This is a genomic window from Pseudoalteromonas sp. S8-8 (assembly GCF_000497875.1).
Classification (GTDB): Bacteria; Pseudomonadota; Gammaproteobacteria; order Enterobacterales; family Alteromonadaceae; genus Pseudoalteromonas; species Pseudoalteromonas arctica.
In genome coordinates this window covers 1-16,503 of record NZ_AUTR01000033.1, presented here as the reverse complement: position 1 = coordinate 16,503, position 16,503 = coordinate 1, and the positions used below count along the sequence as shown (strand labels likewise).

Here is a 16,503-nt window from a genome sequence, read left to right as displayed (position 1 = left end):
TAACTACATGGTATATGTTTGATCGCCTGAGTTTAACATAGTCCCAAGTAGCTTTTCGATTTTAGCGTTTAGGTTTGTTTTATCGTCTAAAAAGCTAATACCAATACCTGGAGGGTTAGAGCTTTGTGCCCCTTGTGGCGTGATCCACGACACTTTACCTGTTACTACATCATCTTCTAAGGCATCGGGCAAGGTAACTCTAAGCGCTAATGAATGCCCTGCTTCGTAACGCATATTAGTGCGTACAAATAAGCCACCTTTTTTTAAGTAAGGCATATAACAACGGTATAACTCGTCTAAATCGTCTATGTCTACTAGTAGTTCTTGCATGATTAATCCTTTTAAGAATTTCGCAATGTGTATGCTAATCGTGATACAGCAAGCGGTAAATTAAGGCCAAGTACTTGTGTGTTATTTTGTAAAAACTCGCCTAATGCATTTTGCGCACTTTGATAAGCGTCAAAACTCATACCTTGCAGTAATTGCTGCTTTAGTTGCACGCTTAAAAACAAAGTAAATATGCGAACAAGTTCAGGCTGTTTATTTATTATATCGACTAACGCTTTGAAATTATGGCTTTGTTTAAACTCAGTTGCAAACTTATAAAGTGTATCAATATTTTTTAGCTGGTCTTGCTGTTGCCAATGCTTTACTTGCAGCGGTTGGTTATAAAAAAGTGCTAGCCAACTATAGTTAGGAATATCTAATGTTTCTAGCCATTGCTGAGCAAGTGCTGTATTTGTTATTTTTACGTCACTTTTAGCGCATCGACTTAAAATAGTTGCAGGGAGCTGTGCTGGTTGACTTGTAGTTAATATTAAAAAGCGGCTATTAGTTGGCTCTTCAAGTGTTTTTAATAATGCGTTAGCTGCTGCTGTGGTCATTTTTTCGCAATTTTCGATTATCGCGACTTTATTGCCATTTTGCGCTGCTGAGTGGTTCATAAAATCACTAATGCCGCGTATATCATCTACGCCTATGCTTTGCCCATCAACTTGCGTTAAGCGCTTGTCGGGATGAGTACCCGCAAGAGTAAGTAAGCAGCTTTTACAGTGTCCGCAAGGTTTTAGCATACTGTTTTGCGCAGCTACCTGCTTAGCTATATTTTGGCATAACAAAGCATTACCAAGCTCATCACTTAACTCAAACTTACCTACGCCAACAGGCCCACAAAATAATTGCGCATGATGAAAACGCTCTGCACGATAACTTTGCGCTAAACGTGCTTGGGTATCATGTAGCCACGGCAATGGCATATTATTTTAGGCCTTCAAAAAATGAATGCAGTACATTGGTTATATCGCGATGTACTTTATCAATACTTTGGTTTGCATCGACCGTTTTAATTGTGTTGTCGTCATTAGCAAGTTCAACATAACGCATACGTGTACGCTGAAAAAACTCAATGGCTTCTTGTTCAATACGGTCAAGCTCACCACGTCCTTTTGCACGTTCAAGGCCTATCACTGGATCAATATCAAGGTAAATAGTTAAATCAGGCTTTAAGCCCTTTAATACCATTGACGAAAGTGAAGCTAATGTATTTGAGCTAATACCACGCCCGCCACCTTGATACGCCTGAGACGATAAATCATGACGATCGGCAAGTACCCACTGGCCTTTATCAAGCGCTGGGGTAATAACATTGTGCATTAACTGCGAGCGTGCTGCGTACATAATAAGCAACTCGGTTTCAAAGGCAATTTCTTCTTCGTGCTCTGCTTTTACAAGCGTACGAAGCGATTCAGCCAATGGCGTGCCGCCAGGTTCGCGGACGTTAATGAAGTCTATTTTTTGTTTGTTTAAAAAGTCTTGGCATAACGAAATCGCGGTTGATTTACCTGCGCCTTCTAGCCCTTCTATTACTATAAATTTTGATTTCATAAAATATTAATTCTTTTTATTTAATATATACGTTTTAACTGCCGCGTTATGCTGCTTTAACGTGGTTGAAAATTGGTGGCTACCATCGCCTTTTGATACAAAGTAAACGTATTCACTTTGTGGCGGATTAACTGCAGCTAAAATAGCGGCTTTTGATGGCATTGCAATCGGTGTTGGTGGTAAACCATTAATACGGTACGTATTGTAAGGCGTATAATCGCGTAAATCTTTGCGTTTAATATCGCCATCAAAATCAGCACCTAGCCCATATATTACGGTTGGATCGGTTTGCAGGCGCATATTGGTGTTTAATCGATTAACAAACGCTGATGCAATTAACGGACGCTCGCTGGCAAGGCCTGTTTCTTTTTCAATAATTGAAGCCATTATAAGTGCTTCGTATGCTGTTTTGTAAGGTAGATTAACAGCGCGTTGCTGCCATGCATCGTCTAACGTTTGCTGCATTTTTTGCGCTGCACGTTTTAATACACTACTTGCAGTATCGTTATTATGATAATGGTAAGTGTCGGGAAATAACCAGCCTTCTAAGTGCGTATTATTGTCCAGTATTTGTGTACTTAGCTCATCACTTTTTAAATCGTTTTGTAAATTATCGGCTTTTTTAATAGCACTTAGTACTTCACGTAAGTTTTGCCCTTCAATTATGGTAAAACTAAAGTTGATTTGCTGGCCTTGATTAATTTTTTTTACGTTGTTGATAACGCTATCGGCTGTTAGCTCGTAAAGGCCCGCTTTTAAGTCGGTAAGTGTGGGATCTAATTTGGCAATTACTTGATAACGCCAGCAGCCTTCCACCCAGTTATTAGCTTGCCACTGTTGACATAACTTATTAAAGCCAGTGCCATGCTTAACTTCAAATTGTGTGTTTTCAGTTACTTTTAGCGGGCTATTTATTGTTGCTTGTAATTGCTGGTAACCAATAGCAGTGGTTATAACAGCTAAAAAAAGTACCGATAAAATAACTTTTAACACTCAGCCTCCTTGGCTAATAATTTAGTTAGTAATGCGTGGCTGTCGTCTGTATTAAATATCTGTTGCTCAATACTTTTAACAGGTACTGCTCCCATTAAGCTATTACACACAAATACGGCGTCTGCTTGGATTAAATCTTCTACTTTCACGCGTTTAAATTCAACAGGCAATTTATCACATAACGATTGTAGATAAACGCCCTTTATTCCGCACTCATCAAGCAATGGCGTAAACACACGCTTATTTTTAATCGCAAAAATATTAGCTGCAGAAGCTTCAATTACATTGTTATTGTAATCAAGCACTAACACATCGTCGCAGTTTTGCGTTTGCATCGCTTTTTTAATTAGCACTTGTTCAAGTCGGTTTAATGTTTTAAGGCCCGCTAAATATGGCTGTGCTGCTAATTTAATCGGGCTTATTTCGAGATTTACACCTTTTTTAGTAAGCGCTTCGTAATTACTAGGGTAGTCCAACACACTCAATAAAATAGTGACATTACACTCACTTGGCAGCCCATAACCACGTCCGCCTTCGCCTCGCGTTACAAGTATTTTAAGCACGTTTAGTGGTGCAGCGTTTATATGCAAAGCAATTTGATTTTCAAGGCTATTAAAGTCTAACTCAGGAAAACCCAAACGCTGTGCGCATTCAATCAAACGCGCTTTATGATGAGCCCAATACTGTACTTGCCCATCAACAACCTTAGCGGTTGTAAAAAAGCCATCACCATAATTTAAGCCCCTGTCACGCGTGCTTAAAGTGCTGTTTTGATCTGCTGCTATTATTGTTTGCATTTTGTTTGGCATATAAAAAAAGCCCAGTTAAACAACTGAGCTCTTATAATTTGATTCGTTGTTAAAAAAGATTATACCTTTTTAAATAGCAACGAGCCATTAGTACCACCAAAACCGAACGAGTTACACAGTGCAAAGTCTAACTTTGCATCACGTGCAGTGTGTGCAATATAATCTAAGTCGCACCCTTCGTCTGGGTTATCAAGGTTGATAGTTGGCGACACTTTTTGATCTGTCAGCGATAAAATCGAAATAATCGATTCAACCGAACCTGCAGCACCTAACAAGTGACCCATCATCGATTTAGACGAGCCTACCATTACATCTTTAGCTGCATTACCAAAAATTGACTTAACAGCGGCAGTTTCTGCTTTATCGCCTGCATTTGTAGATGTGCCGTGTGCGTTAATGTAACCAATTTGCTCAGCGTTTACTTGCGCATCGTTTAGTGCGTTTTGCATTGCAAGGGCAGCACCCGCACCATCTTCTGGTGGTGACGTCATGTGATACGCGTCGCCGCTCATACCAAAGCCTACTAGCTCAGCATAAATTTTAGCGCCACGTGCTTTAGCATGTTCGTACTCTTCAACTACAACAACACCAGCGCCGTCAGAAAGCACAAAGCCATCGCGGTCTTTATCCCAAGGGCGAGAAGCCGCTTGTGGATCGTCGTTACGTGTTGAAAGTGCACGTGCGGCATTAAAGCCACCCATACCAATTGGGGTACACGCTTTTTCTGCACCGCCAGCAACCATTGCATCTGCATCACCGTAGGCAATCATGCGCGCTGCATGGCCAATATTATGCAAACCAGTAGTACAGGCAGTTACAATTGAAATATTTGGACCACGAAGTCCATGCATCATTGATAAATGACCTGAGATCATATTAATAATGGTAGACGGCACATAAAATGGCGACAACTTGCGCGGACCACTATTTAATAGCTTAATGTGGTTTTCTTCAATTAACGTAAGCCCACCAATACCTGAGCCTACAGCTACACCAATGCGTGCTGCGTTTTGCTCAGTGATTTCAAGGCCTGAATCTTTAAAGGCTTGAACACCCGCTGCAATGCCGTACTGAATAAACAAGTCCATTTTTTTAGTATCTTTCGCTGACATGTATGCAGTTGCATCAAAATCATTTATTAAACCAGCGAATTTAGTACCAAATTTTGATGTATCAAAGTGCGTTATTGTTTGAATGCCACTTTTACCATCTAATAAGCCTTGCCAGGTTGATTGAACATCATTACCTAGCGGCGTCAACATTCCTAAGCCAGTTACGACGACTCGACGTTTAGCCACGGTTTGCCTCCAATAAGGGATATTTTACAAGGGGATGATCATACCCAAGCTACCTCAAAGTGCTAGTCCCAAAATAGATTAAAAACGCATAACACAATCAAAATTAATTTTTAGCTAAAATTGAGCATAGAGATTTAAGTTTTGAATCACGAACTTTGAGGTGGTTTGGATATAAAAAATTAAAGGCAGCGGATGCTGCCTTTAACGTGCGATTAATTACTCAGCGTGTGCTGTAACGTAATCGATAGCAGTTTGTACTGTAGTGATCTTCTCAGCTTCTTCATCTGGGATCTCAGTATCAAACTCTTCTTCAAGAGCCATTACTAGTTCAACAGTATCAAGAGAATCTGCACCTAGGTCATCTACGAAAGAAGATTCATTTTTAACTTCTTCTTCTTTAACACCTAGTTGTTCAATGATAATTTTCTTTACGCGTTCTTGGATATCGCTCATTCTTCTTTCCTTTATTAAAAACGCCAATGCGTTATTTTCAGATTGCGGCGTAGTTTACGCCGCATAATTCTCTGATTCAATGATTTGACCATAAATAATTATCTGGTCAAACCTCTGAGTGTGTGTTTTGTCTTTTATCGCTTATTTTCGCAGCGATTTCAAGTATGTTTAAAGCAAGTTCACAAATAATTCAATGTTTTTGAGGTAACTTACTTAACTTTATTAAGTAGTAATCTAGGTACAATGGCGATTAAACCATGTACATCGCGCCATTTACATGCAAAGTTTCGCCTGATACATACGCAGCCGCGTCAGATGCTAAATAACATACTGCAGCAGCAATTTCGTCTGGTTGGCCTAAACGCCCTGCTGGAACATTTGCAAGTGTTGCTGCTTTTTGCTCATCAGTTAAATTATCAGTCATGTCTGTTTGAATAAAACCAGGAGCGATTACGTTAACGGTAATACCACGTGATGCAACTTCGCGCGCAAGTGACTTAGAAAAACCAATTACACCTGCTTTAGCCGCTGCATAATTAGCTTGACCTGCATTACCCATAGTACCCACTACTGAGCCAATGTTAATAATACGGCCTTTCTTTTTCTTCATCATTGGACGAAGTACCGCTTTAGATAAACGGAAAACTGAGCTTAAATTAGTGTCGATAATATCGTCCCACTCAGTTTCTTTCATACGCATTAATAAGTTATCGCGTGTAATACCTGCGTTATTTACAAGTACGTCAATATCGCCTAAATCAGCTTTTATTGCAGCAAGTGTTGCTTCAATAGATGCAGGATCGGTTACGTTTAATGCATAACCTTTACCATTGTCACCTAGGTATTCACTGATTTTAGCAGCGCCTGACTCACTTGTCGCAGTACCTGCAACTTTTGCACCTTGTGCAACTAATGTTGTTGCAATTGCTTTACCAATACCACGGCTGGCGCCAGTAATTAGGACAATTTTGCCCTCTAATGAAAATAAATTAGACATTTTATATACTCTTATTTAGCTGCATCAATTGAAGCGGCGTCGTTTACTGAGCCACAGATCATTGCTTTATCAATTCGTTTAGCAAGTCCTGTTAATACTTTACCAGGACCAAATTCGTAGCTTTGTGTTACATCTTGCGCAACCAAGGCTTGTACTGTTTCTGTCCAGCGAACTGGGCTGTATAGCTGACGTACTAGTGCGTCTTTAATTGCATCAGCTGACGTTTCAGCTTTTACATCAACATTATTAATTACATCACACTTAGGTGTATTAAATGTTAAAGCGGCTAAGTCTGCTGCTAGCTTGTCAGCTGCTGGCTTCATTAACTCACAATGTGAAGGTACGCTAACAGAAAGTGGTAATGCACGTTTAGCACCGGCATCTTTACATGCTTGCGATGCTCTATCTACTGCCGCTTTATGGCCTGCGATAACAACTTGACCAGGAGAGTTGTAGTTAACTGGAGATACAACCTCACCTTGCGCTGAGGCAGCACAAGCCGCTTTAATTTCTTCATCGCCTAAGCCAATAATAGCAGCCATTGAACCTACGCCTGCTGGCACGGCTTCTTGCATGTATAAACCACGGTTTTCAACAAGCTTTACGGCTTCGCTCAAACTTAATACATCGCTACATACTAACGCTGAGTATTCACCTAAGCTGTGACCCGCCATAATAACGTCTGCATCAGGGTTAGCTGCTAACCAATCACGGTAAATAGCAACACTTGCAGTTAGTAATGCAGGTTGTGTGCGGTGGGTTTGATTTAATTTTTCTTCTGGGCCATTAAGAACTAGCTCTGCTAAGTCGTAACCCAGTGCATTTGACGCTTCTGCAAATGTTGCTTTAACAATGTCAGAACTCTCTAGTAGTTCTTGTAACATACCAACGCTTTGCGAGCCTTGACCTGGGAATAGAAGTGCAATTTTTTGTGCCATACTTTGCTCTTTTTAATTAAACAAATAAATAATGAAATACACGGCACATCAATTATTGATTAACCGCCGTGTCTTTAGAATGTGTTTTTTCGAAAATAGCGGCTATTTTATCAGGAAGTTGACGTTCAACCTCTTTTACCGCTTCATCAATTGCTGCTTGAAATGCTTTAGCTGACGCATTTCCATGACTTTTAACGACAATACCGCGCAATCCTACCAGAGAAGCACCGTTATACTGGTCGGGGTTCACCCTTTTATAGAGTTTTTTTATTATTGGGCGCAATATAAACGCCATACATTTATATAAAAGGTGCTTTTCGAGCGCGGTTGTAAACTTATTCATAATAAGCTTGGCAATGCCTTCACATGTTTTAAGTGCCACGTTACCCACAAATCCTTCGCATACTATGACATCAGCCTTACCCGAAAAAATATCACTTCCTTCGCTGTAACCAATATAATTTATATGTGGGCTTTGCTGCATTAATTGTGCAGCTTGTTTAATGTCGTCGTGGCCTTTAATGTCCTCAGCGCCAATATTTAATAGACTAACGCGAGGATTATCCAAACCAAGTGCTTGTCCAGCAACAATAGAGCCCATAATGCCAAACTGATAGAGCATTTGCGCATCACAATGCACATTAGCACCTAAGTCGAGTAAATATACTGGGTTTTTAAGCTCTGTAGGAACAGATGAAATGAGTGCGGCACGTTTAACACCTGGCAGCATTTTTAATACATAGTGAGCCATAAAAAATAGAGCGCCGGTATTACCTGAGCTAACACATGCTTGAGCCTCGCCCGATTTAACTAAATCTAGGGCAACACGCATAGATGAATCTTTTTTTGAACGCACAGCAATTGCAGGTTCACAGGCATTGGTGACTATTTCACTACAGTGACGAATTATGAGTCTAGGATGAGGTAGAGAATCGAGGGATTCGAGTTCTTTAGATATAACATGTTCATTGCCACATAAAATGAGAGTTAAATTGGCATGAGCATTTACTGCACAAACGGCAGCAGGAATAGATGAACGGGGGCCGTAATCGCCCCCCATCATATCTAACGCTATGGTTAGATCTTTCAGCATATAAGTAATCTCTTATTTAGAAATTACTTGAACGCCTTTGTAGTAACCATCTGCAGTCACATGGTGACGACGATGAGTCTCACCAGATGTTTGATCTACAGTTAAAGTTGGACCACTGATCGCATCGTGTGAACGGCGCATGCCGCGTCTTGCACGAGACTTTTTGCTTTTTTGTACAGCCATAGTCTTCTCCTAAGAATCTTTCTTAAGTTGTTTCAAAATATCAAATGGATTAGGTTTATCATCTTCCGCCTTTAATACACCAAAGCTGGCAGGCTTTGCTGAATAACTGCATGAAGCTTCGTTGTGGGTAGCCACTAATGGAATTGCTAAAATTAGTTCGTCTTCAATTAAATTAAAAACGTTAACTTCACCATTTTCATCAAGCGCTACTTCATCGTAGTCTTCTGGAAAAATATCTAACTCTGTATCTTCACCTACTGGTGAATATGCAAAGTCTTGAACCAAATCCAACCCTAAATCACCATTACAACGTTGACAAATGACAGTAACGTGTGTGGACAAATTGCCTCTAATCACAGCGAAACCTTGATCATCGTTTTTGCAATGTATTTTTACCGCTATTTCACCTACTTCTTCCTGCACAACTTTCTCTAAACGAGTAAGTTTTTCAAGCGGTACAATTCCGTCATACTTTAAACGGTGCTGCGCTGCTTTGCCTGGATGAAGAGTGATGGGAATTTTCACCTTTTGCATAGGGGCTGCATCATATAGATAGTTAGTTTGTTAGTCAAAGTAAAAAACCATTTTTACTTGGTTTTTAACGTGTTTTACTCTCGGATCTGATTTATCCTAACTCAATCTGAATTATCGTAGGAAAACAGTCCGTGAAGCATCCACTCATTTTAGCGTCAAGCTCGCCTTTTAGGCAGTCTTTATTACAAAAATTTAATTTACCATTTGATACGTTTTCACCAGATGTTGACGAATCAGCACTTGAATGCGAAACACCTACCGAACTGGTTAAGCGCTTAAGTGAATTAAAAGCCTCAGCGGCTAATAAACACTTTAACAAAGGGTTAGCTATTGGATCAGACCAAGTCGCTGTGTTTAATAATCAAATTTTAGGTAAACCACATAATAAACAAAATGCCGTAAAACAACTAAATTTATTTAGCGGTAATACTGTAACATTTTTAACAGGGCTTTGTGTTTACGATATCGTAACTGGCACTAAAAAAACCTGCGTAGAACCTTTTAATGTGTCGTTTAAAACACTCAGTGATGCACAAATTAGCGCTTATTGCGATGCTGAGCAGCCTTATAACTGTGCTGGCAGCTTTAAAAGTGAAGGGTTGGGTATATGTTTATTTGAAAAACTAAGCGGCGACGATCCTAATAGCTTAATTGGATTACCATTAATTAAACTCAGCCAGCTACTGGCTGAGTTTGGTATTGATGTACTTACTGCTCAGGCTAAATAAATTAACCAAGCAAAACCTGTTGCAATTGCAGATAATTATCTACCGTTGCAACAGGGCTAAGCTTGTTTAGCTGCTGTGCGTTATGTACACCCATTGTTACGCCAATTCTATCCATGCCTGCAGCTTTTGCCATTGTCATGTCTATTTGAGTGTCACCAATCATTACAGCGTCTTGAGCGCTTATGCCAAGTTCTTCAAGTAATTGATACAACATATCTGGAGACGGTTTGGACAGTGCGTCGTCGCTAGGGCCTGTTTATCTTTCGAGGTTAAATTTGCAGCAGACTGTTTGGTATTTAGGCAAGGCAGAGCCTATGTAGTGTGGTTATTCCCCATAAATAGGCGATAACGCAGCATAAATGCCAAACATGCGCTGCCCGAAGGGTTCTGCCTAGGGGCGATTTACTCTTTGTTGCTCGGTTTTTACTTAGCCCACTAGGTTACAAACCTCACGCCGCGATTAAATCGCCCCTAGATTGAGCAAATTTTAATCCTGAAAGGTCAACAGGCCCTAATACGTGTTGCACTAAAAAAATGTCTAAGTTGGCTTTGATCAAGCAAACGCTCTAACCCACCCCTACCTTTACCTGTTGCAACCGCTAAAACAATGCCCTGCTCTTTTAAGGCATTTAAAACGCTGACAACATTAGCAAATACAGGCGTGGGAGTAGTATCCACACTGTATTGATATTTATAACCTGAAATTAACGCTTGGTGCTGCGCTACATTATCAGGAAATAAAACGTCAATTGCTTTTTCAAGCGACATACCAATAATGTTTTTAATGGCTTCGTCACTAGGTGGCACTAAATTAAGTGACTCGGCGCTACTACGAATACAGTTAACTATTTTAGTGACTGAATCCATAACAGTGCCATCCCAATCAAAAATGACGAGCTTATATTTTTTAATTGGAGTCACTGCAATCACAGTTTTGCATCTCGTAATTTTAGTAATGTATTTTTAAGCGTTTTATCCAGCGGTGCTTCAATACGCATGGTTGTTTCGTTTTTAGGGTGATAAAAACTTAAATCATGTGCGTGTAAAAACAATCGGTTTAACCCAACTTTACGCATAGAATCGTCAAAACCCTGATCGCCATATTTATCGTCGCACGCTATTGGGTGACCTTTACATTGCGTATGCACACGAATTTGGTGCGTACGCCCTGTAACAGGCGATGCTTGTACAAGTGAGCAATCGTTAAAACGTTCAAGTACTTTAAAACGAGTATGTGAAGGTTTTCCCTCAGCGTTATCTACGCGTACTACGCGCTCGCCCGATTTAAGTGTATTTTTACGCAGCCCTTCAGTAACGTTTTTAGTTTTAGAGTCCCACTGCCCTTCTACAAGTGCCCAGTAATTTTTTTCCATTGTTTTTTCACGAAGTTGTTCATGCAACGCTGTTAACACCGAACGACGCTTCGCTATAAGTAAACAACCCGATGTATCACGGTCAAGCCTATGAACTAGCTCAAGGCTACGTTCCTCTGGGCGAAGTGCTCGCAAAGCTTCAATTAAGCCATAACTTAAACCACTGCCGCCATGAACAGCCATACCTGATGGTTTATTTATTACGATAAGGTATTTATCTTCAAATAAAATATCGTTTTCAAGGCGAGTTACTTTGTCTAATTTTGATGGAACAAATTCTTCACGCTCAGCAACTCTGATAGGTGCAATACGAAGTACATCTTCAAGCTGTAGTTTATATACAGGCTTAATACGCTTTTTATTAACGCGTACCTCACCTTTGCGCAAAAGTTTATAAATAGCGCTTTTAGGCACCCCTTTTAAATGGGTAATAAGAAAGTTATCAATACGCTGACCTAAATGGTCTTCGTTGATCGTGACATAAGTTACTTGTAAGTCGTTTTTTTCTGACATTGCCTAATCACTAATTTAAGTAAAATAATTTAGTTGCTAACACTGTAATAATAGTGGGATAATCAGCAGCGCAAATATTTAGTATTTGCAAATAACAACGGTGCTTTTTAACACATTAAAACATTCGTGATGCACATTCTGGGTAGCCGATCATACAGATCCGAGTTAAGTTTTCCAAAGCTTTTATGCCTCCTCAGTTAACACGTGCGATCAATTAACGGCAATGCGCGTAATATATTGCTGGTTAAGTTTGAACATGAAGCGATTTTTAACGTGCTAGAGAAAGCAATGAACAGATAATTTGTCTGATAGTGACGACGTAAAAAACGTCGTTCAGCACTAGCTCAATTATTGTAGTACCGTATAGCAGCTTATTTAGAACTAAAAAAATCTAATAAATAAGCGTTCATTAACATCGGCAGCGATTTTTGCTCTTAAAACGGATATTAGCGATACATCAGTATGTATTGCTCACCAACTTAATGAGCCCTACGCGCCTAATATGAATGATATTTAGTAAGATTAATATGACAGGCCGACTTCTGGGTAAAACTTGTAAACGTAGCTGAAAAGCCGACAGTTTTAGCACCATTAAGAATTTAATAGCGATAATAATTGCTATTGTTTGCCAGCATTTAAAATACTGCATACGAGAAACAGAGCCGTTCCGTTAAAGACCCAGTCGTGAGGCTGCACATTCTAAAAATAGGGACAACTGAACAGGCGAGAAAAACATCGTCATGTCAGCGACATAAATAAGTAGAGTAACAATATGAAACGTATGCTAATCAATGCAACGCAGCAAGAAGAAATGCGCGTAGCACTGGTTGATGGCCAGCGCCTTTATGATTTAGATATCGAAAGCCCAGGTCACGAACAGAAAAAAGCCAATATTTATAAAGGCAAAATCACTCGCATTGAACCATCTCTTGAAGCAGCATTTGTTGATTACGGTGCTGACCGCCATGGTTTCCTTCCTTTAAAAGAAATTGCCCGTACTTACTTCCCTGCAGGTTACACTTTTCATGGTCGCCCTAACATCCGCGACGTAATAAAAGAAGGTCAAGAAGTTATAGTACAAGTTGATAAAGAAGAGCGTGGCCAAAAAGGCGCTGCGTTAACTACTTTTATCAGTGTTGCTGGTAGCTACTTAGTGCTTATGCCTAACAACCCTCGTGCTGGCGGTATTTCTCGTCGCATTGAAGGTGATGAACGTACTGAACTTAAAGAAGCATTGGGTCGTTTAGAACTTCCTAAAGGTATGGGCTTAATTGTTCGTACAGCGGGTGTTGGTAAATCGTTTGAAGAATTAAACTACGATTTAAAAGCATTATTAGTACATTGGGAAGCAATTAGACAAGCAGCCGATAGTGCTAAAGCGCCATTTTTAATACACCAAGAAAGCAATGTAATATTCCGTGCGATACGCGATTATTTACGTCGTGATATTGGCGAAATTTTAATTGATAAACCACGTGTTTTTGAAGAAGCTAAAGCGCACATTGAGCGTTTTCGTCCTGACTTTATGAGCCGTGTTAAGCTTTATCAAGGTGACACTCCTTTATTTACGCATTACCAAATTGAAAGCCAAATTGAGTCTGCGTTCCAGCGTGAAGTACGCTTGCCTTCTGGTGGTTCAATTGTAATTGACCCAACTGAAGCACTAACGTCTATCGATATCAACTCGTCTAAAGCAACTAAAGGCGGCGATATTGAAGAAACAGCACTTAATACTAACTTAGAAGCGGCCGATGAAATTGCACGTCAATTACGTCTTCGTGACTTAGGTGGTTTAATTGTTATCGACTTTATCGATATGACGCCTCCACGCCATCAACGTGAAGTAGAGAATCGTTTAAAAGATGCTGCTCGCCCAGATCGTGCTCGTGTTCAAATTGGTAAAATCTCACGCTTTGGTTTACTTGAAATGTCGCGTCAGCGTTTGCGTCCTTCATTAGGTGAAGCAAGCCAAGGCCCATGTCCACGTTGTAGTGGCCAAGGTACTATTCGTTCAAACGAATCAATTGCGCTTTCTATTCTTCGTTTAATTGAAGAAGAAGCAATTAAAGACAACACAGCACAAGTAAATGCACAAGTGCCTGTTGCCGTTGCTGCTTATTTATTAAATGAGCAACGTCGAAGTGTTCACCGTATTGAAAAGCATCACAAATGTGACGTAGTGATTATTCCTAATCAACATATGGAAACACCACATTACGAAGTTATGCGTTTACGTAAAGACGAAACACTTGAAACGGTAAGTTACGGACAAGTTGTTGCGCCAGAACCTGAAGCATTTGAGATGTCAAAATCACCAAGTGCACCAGTACGTGAAGAGCCAATGCTAAAAGGTGTTGTAATGCCTTCTACACCGGCTCCACAAGCAGCGCCTACACCAGTAGCTCAGCCTGTAGTAACAGAGACTAAAACTGAAGGTGGCTTGTTTGAAGCAATCACTAAATGGTTTAAATCGTTATTTGCAAGCGAAACAGTAGAAGAGAAAAAAGAAGCTGTAGAAAAAGAGCAGCAAGAAGCGCGTAATAACGCTCGCCGTGGTAACGATAATCGTCGTCGTAATAACAACCAACGTCGTCGTAATAATAACCCGCGCACTAATAAACCACGCAATGAGCGCCCTGCAGCTGAAGAGGAAGTTAAAACAGACTCAGCAGCAACAAGTACCGAGACTCAAGAGAGAAACGAGAACCGCAATAAGCGTCGTCGTAACCCTAACTCTCGTAAGCGCCCAGAGCATAAAAGCGAAGAAAAAGATCAAGTTAAAACTGAAGCCCCTGTAAAAGCAGAAGTAGAAGTAGAAACTGATTCTAAGCCAGCTCAAGCTGTAGAGCCTAAAGAGCAAAAGCCTAAAGTTCGCCGTCAACGTCGTAACATACGTAAAAAAGTACGTCTGCAAGATGAAAACGCTGAGCAAGCTAACTCAACAGAGCAAACACCTGAACAAGCGGTAGTTACTGACACTCCACAAGTTCAAGAGCAAGCACCTGTTGTAGAAAAGCAAACACAAGCTCCGGCAGAAAAAACAGCTCACATTAAAGAAGAGAAAGTTGACGTTGTTGATTCTAACGATGAAGCAGCAACTACTGAAGACGAGCAAGAGCAAACACGTACGCGTTCACGCCGTTCTCCTCGTCATCTTCGTGCATCAGGTCAACGTCGTCGACGTCCTGAAGGTGAAGCAGAAGTTAAATCTGACGAAGCCCCTGCATTTGTTCCAGTAGCTGATCAAGCTGCTGCAGAATATGAAGCAGAACTTAAAGCTAAATCTGAAGAAACACCTGTGGATGCAGCGCAGCAAATTGAACAAGCCGTTGCAGTTGAAGACTTAGCAAAAGTTGAAGCTGTAGAAGAGCCAGCTAAAGTTGGAGCGCCTGTAGTAACTGAAGAGCCAGCTAAAGTTGAAACTCCAGTAGCAACTGAAGAGCCAGCTAAAGTTGAAACTCCAGTAGCAACTGAAGAGCCAGCTAAAGTTGAAACTCCAGTAGCAACTGAAGAGCCAGCTAAAGTTGAAACTCCTGTAGTAACTGAAGAGCCAGCTAAAGTTGAAGCGCCAGTAGCAACTGAAGAGCCAGCTAAAGTTGAAACGCCAGTAGTAACTGAAGAGCCAGCTAAAGTTGAAACGCCAGTCGTAACTGAAGCTCCAGCAAAAACTGAAACTCCTGTTGTGACTAAAGCACCGCATGTTAAAACAGCGGTTACTCAAGGGTCTGCAAGTGCGCCAATGGCACAGCCTACTCCTGTAGCTGATAGCGAAGTAAAACATACATCTGTAGCAATGGCTCACGATAAACGTGAACTAGTACCAGACAGTGGTTTACGTGCGGGTTCTATCAAACCTGCTGGTCGTGCAAGTTCTGCAATGACTAAAACATTGAGTGTTGATTAATTACTAACACTTATTTAAAAGCCCCGCTATTTAATAAATAGCGGGGCTTTTTTGTTTACATACTTTGAATAATTATTAAAGTTTCTTCACGCCCATAATAAGCGATTTATTCACAAAGAGATTAAGAGACGCTGCGCTTTTAGAGTTAACAATAAAGCTAAATTGAAAAAGCTCCGCTAATAAACCATCGCTTGTGTTTTCTCATTTACTCCTCTTTCACTTCTCTTTGTGAAATAGATCTTTTAGTGGCTTTGCTAGCAAATAAATTAAATAAACAGAAGCGTTGCTTCTCGCGTAAGCAAGCTTCACGCCTACAGCCGAAATTTAACACCGTGAATAAGATTAACGAGTAGACGCACAACTTGTTGGCGTGACGGGCAAAGCCCGTAAAAAGTAATTTGTTCACAAAGAGGTTAAAAGACGCTGCGCTTTTAGAGGTAACAATAAAGCTAAATTGAAAAAGCTCCGCTAATAAACCATCGCTTGTGTTTTCTCATTTACTCCTCTTTCACTTCTCTTTGTGAAATAGATCTTTTAGTGGCTTTGCTAGCAAATAAATTAAATAAACAGAAGCGTTGCTTCTCGCGTAAGCAAGCTTCACGCCTACAGCCGAAATTTAACACCGTGAATAAGATTAACGAGTAGACGCACAACTTGTTGGCGTGACGGGCAAAGCCCGTAAAAAGTAATTTGTTCACAAAGAGGTTAAAAGACGCTGCGCTTTTAGAGGTAACAATAAAGCTAAATTGAAAAAGCTCCGCTAATAAACCATCGCTTGTGTTTTCTCATTTACTCCTCTTTCA

The 16,503-nt window shown here is 40.4% G+C and carries 15 protein-coding genes and 2 pseudogenes; 2 read left to right on the top strand and 15 right to left on the bottom strand.

The window, feature by feature from the left end; translation table 11 throughout:
- Positions 1-3: 3 nt before the first annotated feature.
- The 12 genes from L659_RS0109475 to yceD all read right to left on the bottom strand — a co-directional run bounded on the left by L659_RS0109475 (position 4) and on the right by yceD (position 9,182).
- Entirely contained in the window at positions 4-330 is a 327-nt protein-coding gene (locus tag L659_RS0109475) for a PilZ domain-containing protein (protein ID WP_002962367.1), read from the bottom strand.
- An 11-nt stretch (positions 331-341) separates the two neighbouring features.
- Positions 342-1,256, bottom strand: a complete 915-nt coding sequence (locus L659_RS0109470; protein ID WP_024590369.1) for a DNA polymerase III subunit — start codon at positions 1,254-1,256, stop codon at positions 342-344.
- Position 1,257: 1 nt separating this feature from the next.
- Complete coding sequence (gene tmk / locus L659_RS0109465) at positions 1,258-1,884, bottom strand: dTMP kinase (RefSeq protein ID WP_007585737.1); 627 nt, start codon at positions 1,882-1,884, stop codon at positions 1,258-1,260.
- A gap of 6 nt (positions 1,885-1,890) precedes the next feature.
- Positions 1,891-2,877: an endolytic transglycosylase MltG gene (gene mltG / locus L659_RS0109460; RefSeq protein ID WP_024590368.1), complete on the bottom strand. Its 987-nt coding sequence runs from the start codon at positions 2,875-2,877 to the stop codon at positions 1,891-1,893.
- Positions 2,871-3,686, bottom strand: coding sequence for an aminodeoxychorismate lyase (gene pabC, locus L659_RS0109455; protein ID WP_024590367.1), 816 nt, complete (start codon positions 3,684-3,686; stop codon positions 2,871-2,873). The genes mltG and pabC overlap by 7 nt, the downstream gene beginning before the upstream one ends.
- 59 nt (positions 3,687-3,745) lie before the next feature.
- Positions 3,746-4,984 (bottom strand): beta-ketoacyl-ACP synthase II, encoded by a 1,239-nt coding sequence (gene fabF / locus L659_RS0109450; protein WP_007585731.1) that lies wholly within the window; start codon positions 4,982-4,984, stop codon positions 3,746-3,748.
- A 216-nt stretch (positions 4,985-5,200) separates the two neighbouring features.
- On the bottom strand, positions 5,201-5,437 hold the full coding sequence (acpP, locus tag L659_RS0109445) for an acyl carrier protein (RefSeq protein ID WP_002962377.1): 237 nt from the start codon (positions 5,435-5,437) through the stop codon (positions 5,201-5,203).
- Positions 5,438-5,687: 250 nt separating this feature from the next.
- Positions 5,688-6,434 carry a 3-oxoacyl-ACP reductase FabG gene (gene fabG / locus L659_RS0109440; RefSeq protein WP_007585730.1) on the bottom strand — a complete coding sequence of 249 codons (747 nt, stop codon included), beginning with the start codon at positions 6,432-6,434 and terminating at the stop codon, positions 5,688-5,690.
- A gap of 11 nt (positions 6,435-6,445) precedes the next feature.
- Entirely contained in the window at positions 6,446-7,372 is a 927-nt protein-coding gene (fabD, locus tag L659_RS0109435) for an ACP S-malonyltransferase (protein ID WP_024590366.1), read from the bottom strand.
- 52 nt (positions 7,373-7,424) lie between these two features.
- Positions 7,425-8,465, bottom strand: coding sequence for a phosphate acyltransferase PlsX (plsX, locus tag L659_RS0109430; RefSeq protein WP_007585728.1), 1,041 nt, complete (start codon positions 8,463-8,465; stop codon positions 7,425-7,427).
- 12 nt (positions 8,466-8,477) lie between these two features.
- A complete protein-coding gene (gene rpmF / locus L659_RS0109425) occupies positions 8,478-8,648 on the bottom strand; it encodes a 50S ribosomal protein L32 (protein WP_002962381.1) in 171 nt (56 codons plus the stop codon).
- Between the two features lie 9 nt (positions 8,649-8,657).
- The gene (yceD, locus tag L659_RS0109420; protein ID WP_007585727.1) at positions 8,658-9,182 is read right to left on the bottom strand and encodes a 23S rRNA accumulation protein YceD; all 525 of its coding nucleotides are present in this window, start codon (positions 9,180-9,182) and stop codon (positions 8,658-8,660) included.
- Positions 9,183-9,313: 131 nt separating this feature from the next.
- Here yceD and L659_RS0109415 point away from each other — a divergent pair, with 131 nt between their 5' ends.
- Positions 9,314-9,910, top strand: coding sequence for a Maf family protein (locus L659_RS0109415; protein WP_024590365.1), 597 nt, complete (start codon positions 9,314-9,316; stop codon positions 9,908-9,910).
- Position 9,911: 1 nt separating this feature from the next.
- Here the strand turns inward: L659_RS0109415 and L659_RS0109410 are convergent.
- The 3 genes and pseudogenes from L659_RS0109410 to rluC form a co-directional block, all read right to left on the bottom strand.
- Positions 9,912-10,166, bottom strand: a pseudogene (locus L659_RS0109410) (HAD family hydrolase); the annotation flags it as partial.
- Between the two features lie 260 nt (positions 10,167-10,426).
- Positions 10,427-10,840 (bottom strand): annotated as a pseudogene (locus L659_RS0109405) (HAD hydrolase-like protein); the annotation flags it as partial.
- On the bottom strand, positions 10,837-11,796 hold the full coding sequence (gene rluC / locus L659_RS0109400) for a 23S rRNA pseudouridine(955/2504/2580) synthase RluC (protein WP_024590364.1): 960 nt from the start codon (positions 11,794-11,796) through the stop codon (positions 10,837-10,839). The pseudogene L659_RS0109405 and the gene rluC, both read right to left, overlap by 4 nt.
- 772 nt (positions 11,797-12,568) lie before the next feature.
- On the opposite strand from rluC, the gene rne reads away from it, so the two are divergent.
- Complete coding sequence (gene rne, locus L659_RS0109395) at positions 12,569-15,700, top strand: ribonuclease E (protein ID WP_024590363.1); 3,132 nt, start codon at positions 12,569-12,571, stop codon at positions 15,698-15,700.
- Positions 15,701-16,503 lie beyond the last annotated feature (803 nt).